This is a genomic window from Micromonospora sp. NPDC007230 (assembly GCF_042869115.1).
Lineage (GTDB): Bacteria > Actinomycetota > Actinomycetes > Mycobacteriales > Micromonosporaceae > Micromonospora.
Genome location: NZ_JBIAFE010000005.1, coordinates 1 through 16628 on the forward strand (window position 1 = coordinate 1; position 16628 = coordinate 16628).

The 16628-nt window shown below is 75.6% G+C and carries 14 protein-coding genes; 1 reads left to right on the forward strand and 13 read right to left on the reverse strand.

The features are described 5' to 3' along the window. Window positions 1-219: 219 nt before the first annotated feature. From ACFYML_RS08790 to ACFYML_RS08820, 7 genes are all read right to left on the reverse strand, one after another. Window positions 220-807 (reverse strand): TMEM165/GDT1 family protein, encoded by a 588-nt coding sequence (locus tag ACFYML_RS08790; protein ID WP_387420017.1) that lies wholly within the window; start codon window positions 805-807, stop codon window positions 220-222. Between the two features lie 237 nt (window positions 808-1044). Continuing rightward, window positions 1045-2010, reverse strand: coding sequence for an L-histidine N(alpha)-methyltransferase (gene egtD / locus ACFYML_RS08795; RefSeq protein WP_387420018.1), 966 nt, complete (start codon window positions 2008-2010; stop codon window positions 1045-1047). A 53-nt stretch (window positions 2011-2063) separates the two neighbouring features. Then, the gene (egtC, locus tag ACFYML_RS08800; RefSeq protein WP_387420019.1) at window positions 2064-2810 is read right to left on the reverse strand and encodes an ergothioneine biosynthesis protein EgtC; all 747 of its coding nucleotides are present in this window, start codon (window positions 2808-2810) and stop codon (window positions 2064-2066) included. A gap of 39 nt (window positions 2811-2849) precedes the next feature. Then, window positions 2850-4184 carry an ergothioneine biosynthesis protein EgtB gene (egtB, locus tag ACFYML_RS08805; RefSeq protein ID WP_387420020.1) on the reverse strand — a complete coding sequence of 445 codons (1335 nt, stop codon included), beginning with the start codon at window positions 4182-4184 and terminating at the stop codon, window positions 2850-2852. Beyond that, complete coding sequence (egtA, locus tag ACFYML_RS08810; RefSeq protein ID WP_387420021.1) at window positions 4181-5416, reverse strand: ergothioneine biosynthesis glutamate--cysteine ligase EgtA; 1236 nt, start codon at window positions 5414-5416, stop codon at window positions 4181-4183. Before egtA ends, egtB begins: the two co-directional genes overlap by 4 nt. A gap of 172 nt (window positions 5417-5588) precedes the next feature. Further along, window positions 5589-6527 carry a hypothetical protein gene (locus ACFYML_RS08815; RefSeq protein WP_387420022.1) on the reverse strand — a complete coding sequence of 313 codons (939 nt, stop codon included), beginning with the start codon at window positions 6525-6527 and terminating at the stop codon, window positions 5589-5591. A gap of 16 nt (window positions 6528-6543) precedes the next feature. Further along, entirely contained in the window at window positions 6544-7185 is a 642-nt protein-coding gene (locus ACFYML_RS08820) for an RNA polymerase sigma factor (protein WP_387420023.1), read from the reverse strand. Window positions 7186-7736: 551 nt separating this feature from the next. On the opposite strand from ACFYML_RS08820, the gene ACFYML_RS08825 reads away from it, so the two are divergent. Further along, entirely contained in the window at window positions 7737-9113 is a 1377-nt protein-coding gene (locus ACFYML_RS08825) for a protein kinase (RefSeq protein WP_387420024.1), read from the forward strand. 94 nt (window positions 9114-9207) lie between these two features. On the opposite strand, the gene ACFYML_RS08830 is transcribed toward ACFYML_RS08825, so the two are convergent. The 6 genes from ACFYML_RS08830 to ACFYML_RS08855 form a co-directional block, all read right to left on the reverse strand. Then, on the reverse strand, window positions 9208-11691 hold the full coding sequence (locus ACFYML_RS08830; protein ID WP_387420025.1) for an ABC transporter permease: 2484 nt from the start codon (window positions 11689-11691) through the stop codon (window positions 9208-9210). A 5-nt stretch (window positions 11692-11696) separates the two neighbouring features. Further along, window positions 11697-12473, reverse strand: coding sequence for an ABC transporter ATP-binding protein (locus ACFYML_RS08835; protein WP_387420027.1), 777 nt, complete (start codon window positions 12471-12473; stop codon window positions 11697-11699). Between the two features lie 149 nt (window positions 12474-12622). Then, a complete protein-coding gene (locus ACFYML_RS08840) occupies window positions 12623-13288 on the reverse strand; it encodes a response regulator transcription factor (RefSeq protein ID WP_357435748.1) in 666 nt (221 codons plus the stop codon). Next, the gene (locus tag ACFYML_RS08845) at window positions 13285-14526 is read right to left on the reverse strand and encodes a sensor histidine kinase (protein ID WP_387420028.1); all 1242 of its coding nucleotides are present in this window, start codon (window positions 14524-14526) and stop codon (window positions 13285-13287) included. The genes ACFYML_RS08840 and ACFYML_RS08845 overlap by 4 nt, the downstream gene beginning before the upstream one ends. 118 nt (window positions 14527-14644) lie before the next feature. Continuing rightward, entirely contained in the window at window positions 14645-15640 is a 996-nt protein-coding gene (locus tag ACFYML_RS08850) for a carcinine hydrolase/isopenicillin-N N-acyltransferase family protein (RefSeq protein WP_387420029.1), read from the reverse strand. Between the two features lie 40 nt (window positions 15641-15680). Next, window positions 15681-16613 (reverse strand): PfkB family carbohydrate kinase, encoded by a 933-nt coding sequence (locus tag ACFYML_RS08855; RefSeq protein WP_387420030.1) that lies wholly within the window; start codon window positions 16611-16613, stop codon window positions 15681-15683. Window positions 16614-16628: the final 15 nt, after the last annotated feature.

Sequence of the window (16628 nt, forward strand, 5' to 3'; positions counted from 1 at the left end):
GATGGACCGGCTGCTCGGCTGGACCGACGGTCGGGCGGAGCGGATGCTGGGCAGCCTGGTCGCGGGCGGCCGGCTGCGCCGGGCCCGCCGCGGCGGGGACGCCCGCGCCCCGCCCCCCGGGGGCCGGGGGGGGCGGCCCCCGCGGCCCCCCCCCCCCCCCCCGGGGGGGGGGGCGCCCCCCCCCCCCCGGCCCCGCGCCCCCCCCACCCCGCGGGCGGCTCAGGTCAGCTCGTGGACCGCCTCCAGGATCAGCCACAGGCCGGAGATGGCGAAGAGGATCGCCGCGCCGTACCGGATGGTCTTCTCCGGCAGGTGCTTGCCGAGCAGCCGGCCGACCATGATCGCCAGGGCGTCGGCGGCCACCATGCCGATGGTGGAACCGAGCCAGGTGCCGAACCAGCCGTACTTGGTGGCCAGGGTGATGGTGGCCAGCATGGTCTTGTCACCCAGCTCGGCCAGGAAGAAGGCGACGCCGACGGTGATGACCGCGGACTTGCTGCTCTTCTCGGCCTTGCGCTTCTCCTCCTCGGTGAGCTTGTCGCCGCGCAGGGTCCACGCACCGAAACCCAGGAACGCCACACCGGCGATGAGCGAGATCCAGGTGGTGGGCAGCGCCGCGTGCAGCCCGTACCCGATCGCCACCGAGGCCAGGTGCACGATGGCGGTGGCGACGGTGATGCCGATGAGCACCGGCACGGGCTTGAACCGCGTGGCGAACGTGAGGGCCATGAGCTGGGACTTGTCGCCCAGCTCGGCGACGAAGATGACGCCGAAGCTGATCACCAGCGCGACGAGGAAACCGTCCATGTGAACCTTCCCGATCAAGCCGGGAGGAGGTACGGGGGCGCCCTCGACCCGGCTGCGACAGCCTGAGTCGAAGGTCTCGCCCGCCCCGGGGACCGGGGCCGCGTGGCCGGATGCGGAACGCACCAGTATGTCGACCACGACATTGGGGGCTACTCCCCTTCGCGCCGCCCAGCCTAGCCCAGCCCGGCCGGCGGGGACGCCGCGGGTGAACAGGCTCACCGCGGCGGCCCCGGAGGCTCAGTCGGCCCGGGCGAGGGTGACGCCGAACAGTCCGTCCGGGTCGGTCCAGAACGCCTGCGTGGCGAAGCCGGCGTCGGTCAGCTCGGCCGTGATCCCCTCCGGGTGGAACTTCGCCGAGATCTCCGTCCGCAGCTCCTCACCGGCGGCGAACCCGACGTCCAGGTCCAGCACGTGCACCCGCATCGGGCGTTCGGCGCGCAGCCGCATCTCGATCCACTCGTGCTCGGGATCCCAGACCGCCACGTGGGTGAACGCCTCCGGGTCGAAGTCCGCCCCCAGCTCCCGGTTGATCACGCGGAGCACGTTGCGGTTGAAGTCGGCGGTCACCCCGGCCGCGTCGTCGTAGGCGGGCACGATCGCCTTCGGGTCCTTGACCAGGTCGGTGCCGATCAGCAGCCAGTCGCCGGCCTCCAGCGCGGCGCGCATGGCGGTGAGGAACTCGGCCCGCTCCACCGGCAGCAGGTTGCCGACGGTGCCGCCGAGGAACACCACCAGCCGCCGGCCGCCGGTGGGCAGCCGGTCGAGCTGCCGGGTGAAGTCGCCGACGATGCCGCGTACCCGCAGCCCGGGGTATTCGGCGGCGATCCGCTCGGTGGACTCCCGCAGCGCGCTGACCGACACGTCCAGCGGGGCGAAGGTGCCCAGGCCTCCGTGGCGGGTGAACGCGTCGAGCAGCAGCCGGGTCTTCTCCGACGAGCCGGACCCCAGCTCGATCAGCGTCTTCGCCCCGGTCACCTCGGCGATCTCGTCGGCGTGCTCGGTCAACACCGTCCGTTCGGCCCGGGTCGGGTAGTACTCCGGCAGCCGGGTGATCTCGCCGAAGAGTTCACTGCCCCGGGCGTCGTAGAACCATTTCGGTGGCAGCCACTTCGGCTGCGCGGTCAGCCCGACCCGTACGTCCTCCCGCAGGCTGCGGTCGAGGTCCTGCTCCGCCAGGTAGATCTCCAGTGGCTCCGCGCTCATGAGGTGCCCCTTCCGTTGCCCGAACGTCCTGCCCTACCCGTGGAAACGTTGGTTCAGGCGGCCACCAGGTCCCGGGTTCGCACCCCGGTCGCGGTCGCCACCACCAGCCGCCCGTCCGGCACCGCCTGCCAGCCGGGGTCGTCGTCGAGAGGTTCCGAGGCCAACAGCACCGAGTCGGGGGTACGGCGCACCGACAACGCGTGGCCGGCCACGCTGGCCACCGCCGTCGTACCGTCGGTGAGCAGCAGGTTCACCCGCGACCCGGGCGCGACCGCCGCGACGGCCGCGACGGTGTCGGCCACCGCCCGCGCCGGATCCTGCCCGGCCCGCAGCCGGTGCCGGACCAGCGCCCACAGCAGCGCGGCGTCGGTCGGCGCGTCCAGCGTCAGCAGGTCGCGGACCGGCAGCTCGGCGGCGAGCGGCACCACCGTGTCCGGCCAGCCCCGGACCACGCCGTTGTGGCTGAACAGCCAGCGCCCCTCGGCGAACGGGGCGGCGGCCGTCTCCTGCACCGGCATGCCGACCGTCGCGGACCGCACGGCGGCCAGCACCGCACCGGCGACCGTGACCGCCGCGAGCCCGGGCAGGGTGGTGTCGCTCCACAACGGCTGCGCCCGCCGGTAACGGACCGGGTCACCGGTGCCCGGGTACCACCCGACGCCGAAGCCGTCGGCGTTGATCGTGCCGCCGCCGCGCATGTCGCGCGGCGCCCAGGACTGCCGCAGCAGCCCGTACGGCGGGTCGTACAGCAGGCTACGCAGGCTGACCGGCGGACCGAGGTACGCCAGGTGGCGGCACATCAGGCGGAACCGCCGCTCACGCCGGCCCGCTCCGGTCGCTCACGCCGCCTCCTCCGGCCAGGCGTCCCGGGCGCAGCGGAAACCGCTGAAGATCTGCCGCCGGATCGGGTAGTCCCAGTTGCGGAAGGTGCCCCGGCAGGCCGCCCGGTCGGTGCCGAACGAGCCGCCACGCAGCACCCGGTAGTCGTCGCCGAAGAAGACCTCGGAGTACTCGCGGTACGGGAACGCGACGAAGCCGGGATGCCCCCGGAAGGTGGACGAGGTCCACTCCCAGACGTCCCCGATGAGCTGGTGCACGCCGAGCGGCGAGGCGCCCGCCGGGTACGCGCCCACCGGCGCCGGCCACAGGTGCCGCTGCCCCAGGTTCGCGTGCCCGACCGTCGGGTCCTCATCACCCCACGGGTAGCGACGGGAGCGCCCGGCCGCGGGATCCCAGCGGGCCGCCTTCTCCCACTCCGCCTCGGTGGGTAGGCGCTTGCCGGCCCAGGCCGCGTACGCCTCCGCCTCGTACCAGCAGACGTGCACCACCGGCTCGTCGTCGCGCACCGGCGACCAGCGGCCGAACCGGCGGTACGCCCAGCCGTCGCCGTCCCGCCGCCAGTGCATCGGCGCGCTCAGCTCCGCTTCGACGCGGTGTCGCCAGCCCGCCACACTCCACCAGCGCGGCTCGTCGTACCCGCCGTCGGCGATGAAGGCGCGGTACTGACCGTTGGTGACCGGCGCGGCGTCGATGACGTACGCGGGCAGGTCCACGGTGTGCGCGGGGCGCTCGTTGTCCAGCGCCCACGGGTCGGTCGAGGTGCCCATGGTGAACGGCCCGGCCGGCACCAGCACCTCGCCGCCGACCCGGCTTCGCGGCTCGGGCGGTGGTGGCGCGTCCAGCACCGGCGCCCCGGCGCGCAGCTGGTGGGTGGCCAGCATGGTCTCGTCGTGCTGCTGCTCGTGCTGCACGATCATCCCGAACGCGAAGCCGTCCGCCACCAGCTTCCGATCGGTGAACCGGATCCCGTCGAGCAGGTCGTACACCTTGTCCCGGACGGTGCGCACGTAGGCGCGGGCCTCGGCCGGGGGCAGCAGGGGCAGCGCGGGGCGGTCCTTGCGGGGCTGCTTGAACGCGTCGTACAGGTCGTCGATGTCGCGGCGTACCGGATCGCGGCCGCCGACGTCGCGCACCAGCCAGAGCTCCTCCTGGTTGCCGACGTGGGCCAGGTCCCAGACCAGCGGGGACATCAGGGTGGAGTGCTGCCGGATCAGCTCGTCGTCGTCCACCGCGTCGGTCAGCAGCGCGGTGCGGCCCCGGGTGCGGTCCAGCTCCGCCGCGATCCGGCTGCGCAGCTGCTCGCTGTCCGTATCCGGCCGCTCGGTCGTGGTCACCGGTGTCCCCTCTCCGCGGCGGCGCGGCGCCGCACGATTCCTCGGCTCGTCTCCTCGTGGATCCCGGCCGGCAGGCCCAGCTCGGGCAGGGCCGCCAGGGCCAGGTCGAACAGGGCCGTCGCGGCGGCAGCCAGCGGGCCGTCGTCGAGCCCGTGCCGGGCCGCGGCCTGCCAGCGGTCGGCGACCGGGGTGGCGACGGCCAGCGCGTCCCGGGTGGTGGCCGGCTCGGCGAACAGCGCGGCCAGCACGGCCAGCGGCACCGTCCACTCCCGCCGCGGCTGGGCGTCCAGGTAGCGCACCTCCAGGTAGCCGCGCGGGCGTACCGGCGGGAAGAGCGTGCTGACGTGATACTCCAGGTCGTCGGTGGTCGGCGGGCGGGGCAGCGCCCCGGCCAGCCAGTCGGCGAAGGTGACCCCCGGCGGCGGGGTCCAGTCCGGCCCGTCACCGCGGATGCACAGCAGCGGCGCGGCGAGCGCGTACTCGGTCCACGCGGTGAGCGGGTCACGGTCGGGCGAAACGGGCGACCAGACCGGTCGGGTCCGGGCCGGGTCGATGGCCAGCCAGGCGGCCATCCGGGCCGAGGCCCAGCCGGTACGCCGGCCGGCGTACCGGTCCGCGGTGGCGAACGCGGCCAGCAGCGGCGGACCGACGGCGTGGGCCGTGGCCCACCGCTGCGCCACCTGCTCCGGCTCGCCCGCGTCAAGGCAGACCTGCAGGCTGGCCGTGCTGTACATCATGACCCGACCGGCCGGGCCGTGCCGGTCGAAGACGCAGCGCATCGCCTGGTAGCGGGGCGTTTCCACGACGGAGCGCGGCATCCGCCAGGGATCCAGGCCGGCGCGGCCGAGGGCGAGGCCGGCGGCGTCCAGCGCGGCGGTCAGCTCGGCGACGTCGGCCTCGGTGGCCAGGATGAGCGCGGCGATCGACGGTCGCGGCGCGGAGGAGATTTCCACCTGCCCGCCCGGCTCCACGGTCACGGCGCCGCCGTGCCGGAGCCGCTCGGCCGGGCTGGTGGGATCGATGGTGACGGGGCTGTGCCGCCCCAGCGCCCGGTGCAACCGCGCGCGGTCGACCGGGCGGGCCGGGTCCGCGGCGTCGTGCACCGTCCATTCCAGCTCGACGCCGGTGAGCGTGGGCGGACCGGTCTTGAAGCAGATCCTGGCGATGTGCCGGGCGGCGGCGGCCTCGTCCGGCAGGACGGTCGCCCGGTCCAGCTCCGGTGACATCACCAAGAGAAGGCTCCTCTCCCCGTGCGGGGTGGGCGACCACGGTGTCGACGGGCGCCCCCACCGTCGCGGGTCGGGCGTCCGCGGTCCCACCCATCTTCTGTCTAGCAGACGGATCCCGCCCGCCGAGGGAGATGAATTTTTGTCCGGAATCGGGTTGCGGCCGATGCCGGTGGGGTCAGCCGCCGATGCCTGGCCCCTGCACCGCGGCCGGGTTGCCCACACCGGATTTGCCGCTGTTCGATTTGGCGCTGTTCGACTTGCCGCTGTTCGACTTGCCGCTGTTCGACTTGCCGCTGTTCGACTCGTCCGGGCCGCCGGCGGACGTGGTCGCGCCGTCGGCCCCGGACGACGCGCCGGCGGACCCGAACTTGGCAGGCGCACCGGACGACTTGGCGGGCGCACCGGACGACTTGGCGGGGGCGCCGGAGGACGGGGCGGAGGCAGCTGGGGACGGCTTCGAGGCCCGTTCCGGGACGAGCCGGAGGCAGAAGTCCTCCACCTGGTCCGCGCCGCCCGCCGCGGCGACCAGGTCGGCGAAGCCCGGCGACTCCAGCGCCTTGGCCCGCTGCGGTGGCGACTTGGCCAGGTAGGCCTTGCAGTGGCCGGCCAGCTTGCCGGCGCCGGCCGGCTGGCCGGGCCCGTCGGACGGGGTCGGGGCGGCGCCGGTGGTCGGGGCTTGGCCGGGAATTCCGGTGCCGGTCGGGCTCCCGCCCTGGGACCCCGTCGGCGCCGCCGCGCTCTCCCCGCCGGTGCTGCCCGACGTGCCCGGGGCCGGTGGCGGCGCCGGTTGGTCGGGCCGGTCGAGGCTCACCGCGGCGAACGCGACCCCGGCGGTGGCGGTGGTGGCGAGCCCGGCCAGCCAGGCCGCCGCGCCGACGCGGAGGCGTCCCGGCCGACGGGGCGCGAGCGCCGGCGCCGGTACGGGTGCCGCGCGGGCCGCCCGGAACGCGGCGAGCGCCTGTTCCTCGCCGGACAGCTCGCCCGGCTCGGCGGGCGCTGCCGCCGCGACGAGCAGGTGGGCGAGCGGATCGGCGGCCCGGCCGGCACGGGCCGCGTCGAGAAGACGGTCGGACTCCGCCCGGTCGGCGGGTCCGCCGGATCGGTGAAACCTCATCCAGATTCCCCTCACGTCATCCGTCTGCCGGCTCGGCCTTGGGCGCGTTCGGCGCCGCTCGTCCCCGGCCGGTACGGGGGCGGGGTGGGGTGGGCTGCTCGGTCCGGTTGGACGGCTGGTGCACGTCGGAGCGTTCCAGGAGCGCGGCGAGGCGCCGGAGCCCCCGGTGCGCGGCGGTACGGACGGCGCCCGCCCGCCGGCCCAGCACCCGCCCGGCGGTCTCCGCGTCGAGCCCGATCACGGCGCGCAGCAGCACCGCCTCCGCCTCCCGCTGCGGCAGGGTGGCGATCAGCGCGAGCGCGCTCTCGGTGCCGATGGTCTCCCCGGCGCGCTCGGCGGTGTCGGCGTCCCCGGCCAGCTCGCTGAGCGCCTGCACCGGCACCGGCAGGGACGGCCGCCGGCGCTGCCGGCGGAGGTGGTCCATGGCGCGGTTGCGGGCGATGGTGACCGTCCAGGCGCGGAACTCCCCACCGGCGAAGCCGGGCAGGTCGCGGGAGATCTGCAGCCAGGCCTCGGAGGCGACGTCCTCGGCGTCCGTGCCGACCAGGGCGGTGAGGTAGCGCAGCAGCCCGGGCTGCAGGCTGTGGTAGAGGAAGCGGAAGGCCTCCTCGTCGCCCGCCTGCGCTGCGGCAACCGCCTCGCTCAGCTCACCGGTCATGGATTCGCCATTTCCGTTCTCGGGACCGACGCGTGCCGGTGCGGCGTGCCCGATGCCCGTTCCGGCCCCGGTGACCGGACCCCACCCGCGCCATCAGCCCCCCGCTGACCTGATCGGCGCTCCGCGCGGAAACGTGCGGGCGCGCGCATGGACACACGTGCCGCGAAGTACGGTCCGTCGGCGGACATACCGTACCCGGGTCATGGGGCGGCCCAGAGCCGGGCTAACGCTAGGAGCGGGGGCACCGGTGGACAAGCCGCCACTCGACCGGGAAAGAGTGAGAATTCTCTACGGGCGGCCACGGCGGGTCGATGTAACGAAGAGCGCCGCCAGAACGCTGCAGGCCGTCCGGTGCGCGAGTCAGGCCGGTCAACGCGGACAAACCAAGCGTGGAGCGGCGATTCCTGGCCGATCGTACCCGAGCCGTCACGGTCCGCCAATCGACACCCGGGGCCGCTGGCCGTTCGGCGCAGAACGCTCGGAGCGCCCACGCGCCCCGACGGGAGAGATCGCGGGAAATACTTCCGGGCACCACTGGGTACGGTATGGAGGTGTTGTCCTCGGAGGTCGTGCTCAGCGGTCGGTACCGCCTGGATGACCGTGTCGCCACCGGCGGCATGGGTGACGTCTGGCGTGCCACCGACCTGGTGCTGGGCCGTCGGGTCGCGGTGAAGGTTCTGCTTCCCGCGCTGGTTTCCGACCCCGATTTCATCGCCCGCTTCCGCGCCGAGGCGCGGATCATGGCGTCCCTGCGTCACCCGGGCGTCGTCCAGGTCTTCGACTGCGGCGAGGACGAGCTGCCCGACGGCGGCCGGGCCGACTACCTGGTCATGGAGTTCGTCGACGGCGAGCCGCTCTCCCGGCGGATCCAGGAGGCCGGCCAGCTCGAGGTCGCCGAGACGATGTCCATCGTGGCGCAGGTGGCCCAGGCCCTGCACGGGGCGCACGCCCGGGGCATCGTCCACCGGGACGTGAAGCCGAGCAACCTGCTGGTGCAGCAGGACGGCACGGTCGTGCTGGTCGATTTCGGCGTGGCCCGGTCGACCAACGTCACCAGCATCACCAGCACCAACGCCGTGCCCGGCACCGCGCTCTACATGGCACCCGAGCAGGCGGCCGGCCGGCCGGTCTCCGGCGCCACCGACATCTACGCGCTCGGCGCCGTCGCCCACTGCTGCCTCACCGGCAGCCCGCCGTTCACCGGCGACAACCCGCTGCAGGTGGCGGTCCGGCACCTGGACGACGAGCCGCCGGAGCTGCCGGCGGACATCCCGCAGCCGGTCCGCGACCTGGTCGCCCGGGCTCTCGCCAAGGACCCGGCCGGCCGTTTCCCGGACGGCGCGGCGATGGCCGCGGCGGCCCGGGCGGCCATGGCCGGGGCACCGACCGCGACGGTGCCGGTGACGCTGCGCGGGGCGGTCGGGTCGGCCGCCGGCCGCGACGACCTGACCGTCGCGGCGCCCCTGGCCACGGTGGCGCCCGCCGGCCGCCGGGCCCGGCGCGGGCCCCTGGTCGGCGCGCTGGCCGTGGTGCTGGTCGCGCTGGCCGCCCTGGGCGCGGCGCTCGGCGCGGCGCGGAACACGGGCGAGCCGGGGATCACCATCGAGAGCACCCCGCCGGCCGTCGCGCCCAGCGACGCCGCGGAGTCGCCGGCGGCGACCGAGACCAGCCCCGACGAGGGCACCCGGCCGCGCCGGCCGGCCCGGCCGGACAACAGCCCCTCGGCCACGGCGAGCCCGACCCCCACCCCGTCCTTGACCGTGTCGGTGGAGCCGTCGGCGTCCGAAGCGCCGCCGAGCGCCTCGACACCGCCGTCGACGGAGCCCAGCCCGGAAGGCTCGCCGTCGGGCGGCCAGCCGTCGCCGGGCGACAGCGCCAGCACGCAGGCCAACGTGAAAGCGGATCAACAGCCCCGCGCGGGCGGCTGATCCGCCGAGAGCAGACGAGCGCACCGGGGCAACCCGGCCGGGCCGGCCCCGCATCCGCTGCGGGACCGGCTCGGCGTTCCGGGTACGTTCCCGGTCACTCCGCGCCCAGCGCCTCCACCACCGGCCGGGACAGCGCGCGCCGGGCCGGGAGGACGGAGGCGGCCAGCGCGGCCAGCACCGCCACGCCGAGGATCAGGGCGATCCGCGCCGGCGGCAGCACCAGGATGAAGCTGCCGCCCACCCGGGCCACCACGGCCATCGCGCCGGCGGCGACCGCGGTGCCGAGGGCGACGCCGAGCACCGCGCCGACCAGCGCGATGAGCACCGCCTCGACGGCCAGCGCGGCCCGCATGCCGCGCCGGGTCAGCCCCACCGCCCGCAGCACCGCGTTCTCCCGGGTGCGTTCCACCACGGACAGGGTGAGCGTGTTGGCCACCCCGACCAGGGCGATGACCACCGCCAGGCCGAGCAACGCGGTGACGAAGCCCAGCACCATGTCCACCGTGCCGGTGAGCATCTTCTTGTACGCCGCCTGGTCCATCAGGTTGACCGTCGGGTAGTCGGCCAGCACCTGGGTGAGCGCCGCCTTGGCGGTCGCCGGGGCGACCCCCGGCGCCGGGTCCACCTCGGCGAGGTAGCCGCGCTGCGCTGGGAAGAGCCGGGTGAAGTCCGAGTCCACCACCTCGACCACGTACCCGGCCGGGACCGGGCTGCCGGCCAGCGGGGCGTCGTCGGCGTGCACCACCGCGGCGATCCGGAACTGCCGGCCGGCGAGGGTGACGTTCTCCCCGACCGTCCAGCCGCGTGCCGTGGCCAACTCCCGGTGCACCAGCACCGCGCCGGGCCCGAGCCCGCCCACGTCGCCGGCGTCGACGCCGGTCAGCGTCCGGCGCACCAGCGCCGGGTGCGCCGCGCGCAGCTGCACCCCGTCGGCCACCTGGCTGCGCTGCTCGTGCACCACGCCCAGCTCGGGGCGGGCGGCCAGCGCGCCGGCCAGCGGGGCGGGCAGGTCGCCGCCGATGCCGGTCACCACGAAGTCCACCCCGACCTCGGCGTCGACCCCGTCCTCGATGCCCCGCTTGGCGCTGGCCGCGCCGACCACGAAGGCGGTGACCAGCCCGATCCCGATCACCAGCGCGGTCGCGGTGGCGGCGATCCGGCGTGGGTTGCGGACGGCGTTGGCGACGGCCAGCCCGGCGGTCGCGCCGAGCAGCGGGCGCACCGGCCGGCCGAGCAGGCGGACCAACGCCGGCACCAGCACCGGCCCGAACAGCACGATGCCGAAGAAGGCCAGCACCCCGCCGAGCGCGACCAGCGCCACCTGGCCGGAAGCGCCGGCGCCGAGCAGGGCGGCCACGCCGCCGGCGAGCACCAGCGCACCGGCCGCGAGCCGGATCCGGCCCGCCCGCCGGGCCGGCTGCACGGCCGCGTCGGTCAGCGCCGCCACCGGGGCGATCCGGGTGCCCTGCCAGCTCGGCACCGCGGCGGCACCGACGGTGATCAGGGTGCCGAGGACGAGGCAGAGCAGCACGGTCGCGGGGCTCATCGTGAGCGGGCCGCCTGCCAGCGCGCCCTGGGCGGACATCAGCGCGTCCAGCCCGACGGCCAGACCGACCCCGGCCAGCACCCCGGCGGCCGAAGCGACCAGCCCGGTCACCGCCGCCTCCAGCAGTGTGGCCCGGAACACCTGGCCACGGGTGGCCCCGACCAGCCGGAGCAGCGCGGTACGCCGGGTGCGCTGGGCCAGCACGATGGCGAAGGTGTTGGCGATGACGAAGCCGGACACCACCACAGCCACCGCGGCGAAGGTGAGCAGGAAGGCGCTGAACTGCCGCAGGTTCCGTACGCCGTCCTCCACGGCCTCGTCGAGGATCCGCTGCCGGTCCTTGACCACCACCCCGGGGCCGGCCGCCGCGCGGACCCGCTCGACGAGTGTGGCGCGGTCCACACCGGGCCGGGCGGCGACGACGATCCGGTCGTACCCGCGCTGTCCACTGACGGCGAGAGCGTCGACGCCGGCCAGCCCGATGTACGGCCCGCCGACGTCCCGGGAGGTGCCGTCCACGTCGACGGTGCCGACCAGGGTGTACGGCCGGGCCGCCCCGGTGGCGCCGCCCACGCGGACCGGCGAGCCGAGCCGGAAGCCCTGCTCGGCGACGGTCGGCGCGTCGAGGACCAGCTCGCCCGGGCGCTGCGGCAGCCGGCCGGCGACCACGTCGTACGACTGCACGGCCGGGTCGGTGGGGACGGCGGCGAGGACGGCGTAGCCGAGCACCGGGCGGCCGTCGGCGCCGACGACCCCGCCCGAGCCGAGCAGTTCGCCATCGGCGGCGGCCACCCCGTCGACGGCCCGCACCCGGTCCACCAGGGCGGGTGGCAGCGGCTTGTCGTCCTGGCCGTACACGCCGAGATCGGTGTGCCGGTCGAAGGTGCCGGCGCGGGCGTACGCCCCGGCGCGGATGCCGTCGGTGAAGATCAGGGTGCCGGCCACGAAGGCGACCCCGAGGACGATCGCCAGCGAGGAGAGCAGCAGGCGCAGCCAGTCGGCGCGGACCTGGCGCAGGGTCAGGCGCAGCATCCCGGTCACCGCCCCACCGACGGCGCGAGGGAGCCGGCCGGATCGAGGCGGGTGAGCGCCTCGCGCACCTGCCCGACGGTGGGCCGGACCAGCTCGTCCACCATCCGGCCGTCGGCGAGGAAGACCACCCGGTCGGCGTAGCCGGCGGCCACCGGATCGTGGGTCACCATGACCACGGTCTGGCCGAGGGTGTCGACCGCCTCGCGGAGCAGGCGCAGCACCTCCGCACCGGAGCAGGAGTCGAGGTTGCCGGTGGGCTCGTCGGCGAACAGCACCCAGGGGCGGGTGATCAGCGCGCGGGCCACCGCCACCCGCTGCTGCTGGCCGCCGGAGAGCTCGGCCGGCCGGTGCCCGAGACGGTCGGTCAGGCCGACCGCGGCCACCACCTGCCGCAGCCAGGCCGAATCGGGCCGGCGGCCGGCGATGGCCAGCGGCAGCACGATGTTCTCCTCGGCGGTGAGGGTCGGCAGCAGGTTGAACTTCTGGAAGACGAAGCCGATCCGCTCCCGGCGCAGCAGGGTCAGCCGGCGATCGTCGAGCCGGGCCAGGTCGGCATCGCCGATCCGTACCGTGCCGGCGGAGGGCCGGTCGAGGCCGGCGAGGCAGTGCATGAGGGTGGACTTGCCGGAGCCGGAGGGGCCCATCACGGCGGTGAAGCGGCCGGCGGCGAGGTCGAGGTCGACGCCGTCGAGGGCGACGACGCGGGACTGCGCGGAGCCGTACTCCTTGCGCAGGCCTCGGGCGGTGACGGCGACGCCGGTGGTCGTGGGTGCGACGGACACGTGTTGCTCCCCGGGTGGAGACGTTCATCTGACGCCTCCGACGCTATGCGCGACACCGCCCTGTCGATCTCCACCAGCGCGCTCGATCCTGGTACGCCGGCGGTCGCCCCGGACCGGGTGGACCCGTACGACCCAGGTCGTACGCCGGGTCAGCCGCCCGGTGTGACCAGCCCACTCTCGTACGCCAGCACCACCGCCTGCACCCGGTCGCGGAGCTGGAGCTTCGCCAGGATCCGGCCGACGTGGGTCTTGACCGTCGCCTCCGCGACGTGCACCCGGCCGGCGATCTCGGCGTTGGACAGCCCCTGCGCCACCAGCAGCAGGATCTCCCGCTCCCGTTCGGTGAGCTGGGCGAGCCGCGGGTCCTCGGTGGGGGCCGGGCCGAGCTGGCCGGCGAACCGGTCGAGCAGCCGCCGGGTGATCGACGGGGCGACCACCGAGTCACCCTCGGCGACCACCCGGATCGCGGCGAGCAGGTCCTCCGGCGGGACGTTCTTGAGCAGGAACCCGCTGGCCCCCGCCTGGAGCGCGGCGAACGCGTCGGCCTCGGTGTCGAAGGTGGTGAGCACCAGCACCCGGGGCCGCCCGGCGGGCGGCCGGGCGCAGATCCGCCGGGTCGCCTCCACCCCGTCCATGGTCGGCATCCGCAGGTCCATGACGACCACGTCGGCCTCGACCCGGTCCAGCACGCGCAGCGCGTCCGCGCCGTCGATCGCCTCGCCGACCACCGCCAGGTCGGGCTGGGAGTCCAGCACCATCCGGAACCCCGCGCGCACCAGCGCCTGGTCGTCGACGATCACCACCCGGACGGTCATGCCGCCTTCCCTTCCTCCGCACCGGGTGTCGACGGTAGCGGCAGCCGCGCCTCGATCCGCCATCCCCCGGCCAGCGCGGGACCGGCGGTGAGGCTGCCGTCGTACACCCCGACCCGCTCGCGCATGCCGACCAGGCCGTGCCCGCCGGACGGCGCCGGCCGGACCACCGGCCGGCCGCGCCCGTCGTCGACCGCCCGGACCACCACGGCGTCCGCGGACCAGTCCATGCTCAGCTCGACGGACGCACCCACCCCGGCATGCTTGAGCGCGTTGGTCAGCGACTCCTGCACCACCCGGTAGACGGTCAACTCCAGGCCTGGCGGCAGGGGCACCGCCGCGCCGGTGGCGGCGCAACTCACCCGCAGGCCGGCGGCGCGGAAGCGGTCCAGCAGGTGGGGCAGTTCGATCAGCGCCGGCCGGCGGTGCGCCGGCTCGGCGGACAACTCGCCGCCGGGCGCGGCCGCCGCGTCCGGCACGGCCGCCGGCTCCGGCCGGCTCGGCTCCCGCAGTACGCCCACCAGCCGGCGCATCTCCTCCAGCGCCTGCCGACCGGTGTCCGCCACCACCTTGGCCGCCTCCCGGGCCGTCGCCGGATCCCGGTCGATGGTGAACCGCACCCCGTCCGCCTGCACGATCATCACCGCCATGCTGTGCGCCACCACGTCGTGCAGCTCCCGGGCGATCCGGGTGCGCTCCTCGGCCACCGCCGCCCGGGCCTCGGCCTCCCGCTCCCGTTCCAGGGTGGTGGCCCGCTCCTCCAGGCTCAGCACGTAGAGCCGCCGGGTCCGCACATTCAGCCCCATCAGCCACACCGCACCGGTGACCAGCCCGAAGTAGATCGCGCTGGCCCACCAGGCGGCCGGCCCGCGCACCTGGAGCGCGGCCAGCACCACGCCGGCCGCGGCCACCACCCCGGCGAGCACCCCGTCACGGAGCCGGTCGGCGTACTTGACCACGCTGTAGAGGGCGATCAACACGCCGACGTCGTAGCCCAGCGGCCCCCAGCCGACGATCACCTGGGTGAGCGCGAGCGCGGCCACCACCGCGGCCACCGCCGTCGGGTGGGTACGCCGGAACAGCAGGACCAGCGCCATCACGATCCCGACGAAGGTGGCCTTCCAGCCACCCGGCTGGGCGACGCCTCCGGCGACGGCGAAGAGCGCCACCAGCCCGGAGACGGCGGCGTCGAAGGCGACGCTGCGTAGCGGGCGCCCGAAGATGATGCGGTCCACGGTCACCCAGCGTACGGGGTAGCTCGACCATCGATGCTCACCGCTACTGCGCGGCGACGCTCGCCACGTGGCGCCCGCCCCGGGTTCAACGCGCGCCCGGCCCCACGCCGTTCGGGCCCGGCCGTCAGCTCATCGGCAGCCGGTAGCTGCGCTCGCCGCCACCCGCGGCGGTGACCAGCCGCACCTCGCCCGACTTCAGGCCGTACACCACGGACCAGCGGGTGTGTGCCTGCCGGACCGAGCCGAGCAGCCGGAGCGCGCTCGGGGCGTCCACGGTCCCGCCGGCCCGGTCCAGCGCCTCGGCCAGCACGCCGTACCGATGATCGCGCCGCAGGTCCCGGTCGGCCACCCCGACGGCCGGCACGTTGGTCAGCGCCTGCCACGCGCCCCGGCCCTTCTCAGCCCGCAGCTCACCGTCGACGAACTCGACCACGGCGGACGCCCCGCTGGCGTCGGCGAGCAGGTAGTGCAGCGGCGGGCCGCCGTCGAAGTCCAGGTTGTAGCGGCCGAACACGGCGATCGCCTCGTCCACCGTGGCGGCCCCGTCGAGCACCAGCCGCAGGATGCGTACGGAGCCCACGGTCGGCCGGCCCGGCACCGGGCGCGCGGTCGCGCCGTCGTCGGCGGCCAGCCCCACGGCCAGGCCGCGCTCGTTCATCCCGTCGAAGGGCAGCAGCGGCGCGTTGAGCAGCCGCCGGTCCCCCGCCGGGTCGGCGCCGACGCCGAGGTACGAGATGTCCACCACGGAGATCGAGGCGTACCCGTCCGGCGGGTCGGTCCGCAGCACCAGGGCCGGGTTCGGGTCCCAGTCGAAGTTGCGGGCGAACAGCGGCCGGGTCCGGTCGCCGAGCGCCGCGAACAGCGAGCAGCCGAACGGGCTCGCCTCGGGGGTGCCGGAGATGCCGACCGTCGGGTCGTAGTCCCCGACGTAGGTCATCTCGTACAGCGGCAGGTCGTCCACCCGGCGGAGACTGGCCAGGGTCCGCTCGACCTGGCCGGCGTCCTGCCGGGAGGCGGTCGGGGTGCCGGCCGGGGACGCCGCCGGGGTCCGTTGGCTGGCGGCGCAGCCGGTGCCGGCGAGCAGCAGGGCGAGACCGGTGGCGAGCAACGTCCTCCGCATGCCAGCGACGCTAGAGAAGGCAGCGACAGTTGTCCATCGGTCAGGGGGCGGGGATCCGGGCCAGTTGCTCGTCGATCGCCTCGGGGGTGAGGGCGGGGCGACCGCCGGGGTGGCCCACCGTCGCGCCGGCCGCGGCGACCGCGTGCCGGGCGACCTGCTCGTACGGCTCGCCGCGGAGCAGGCTGACGGTGAGCGCCGCGACGAAGGCGTCCCCGGCGCCGGTGGTGTCCACCGTGGGCGTGTCGCTGATCGGCACGAAGCGTTCCCCGTCCGGCCAGACGAAGGCGTTCCCCTCCCCCGCCACCTCGACCGCAACCAGCGACGGCCCCCGGGCGAGCAGCTCCCGGCCCGCCCGCAGCCCCGTCCCGGCGTCCTTCGGCGGGTCGCCCACGATCAGCTCGACCTCCCGCGCGTCGGCCCGCAGCACGTCGGCCAGGGCGAGCAACTCCGTCGCGCCGGCCGGGTCCGCCGGCGCGCCGTCCAGCACCACCAGCCGGTCGGCCGCGCGGGCGCACCGGGCCGCCGCGAGCGCCGCCGGCAGCGGCTGCTGGAGTTGCACGAGCACGGCGCGGGCCGCCGAGAGCACCTCGGCCGCGCCGGTCACGTCGGCCTCGGTCAGCAGGGTCGCCTCGGGGATGTCCTCCAGGTAGCGCCAGTGGGCGTCGGCGTCCACCACGTCGACGATCAGCGCGCTGGGGGTGCCCGCCCGGCGCAGCACGGGGGCCACGTCGATGCCGTCGCTGCGGGCCTGGCCCAGCAGCCGGTCGCCGACCTCGTCCTCGCCGACCACGCCGAGCAGCCCGGGCCGGACGCCGAGCTGGGCCAGCCCGACGGCCTGGTTGGCCCCCTTGCCGCCGAGCAGTTCCCGGCGGCGGCGCACCGGGGCCGTCCGGGACGGGCCGGGCACCTCGTCCACCACGAGGACGAGGTCCCGGCACACCTGCCCCACCACCAGCGCGTCCAGTCCGGCCATGCCCGGAGATACCCC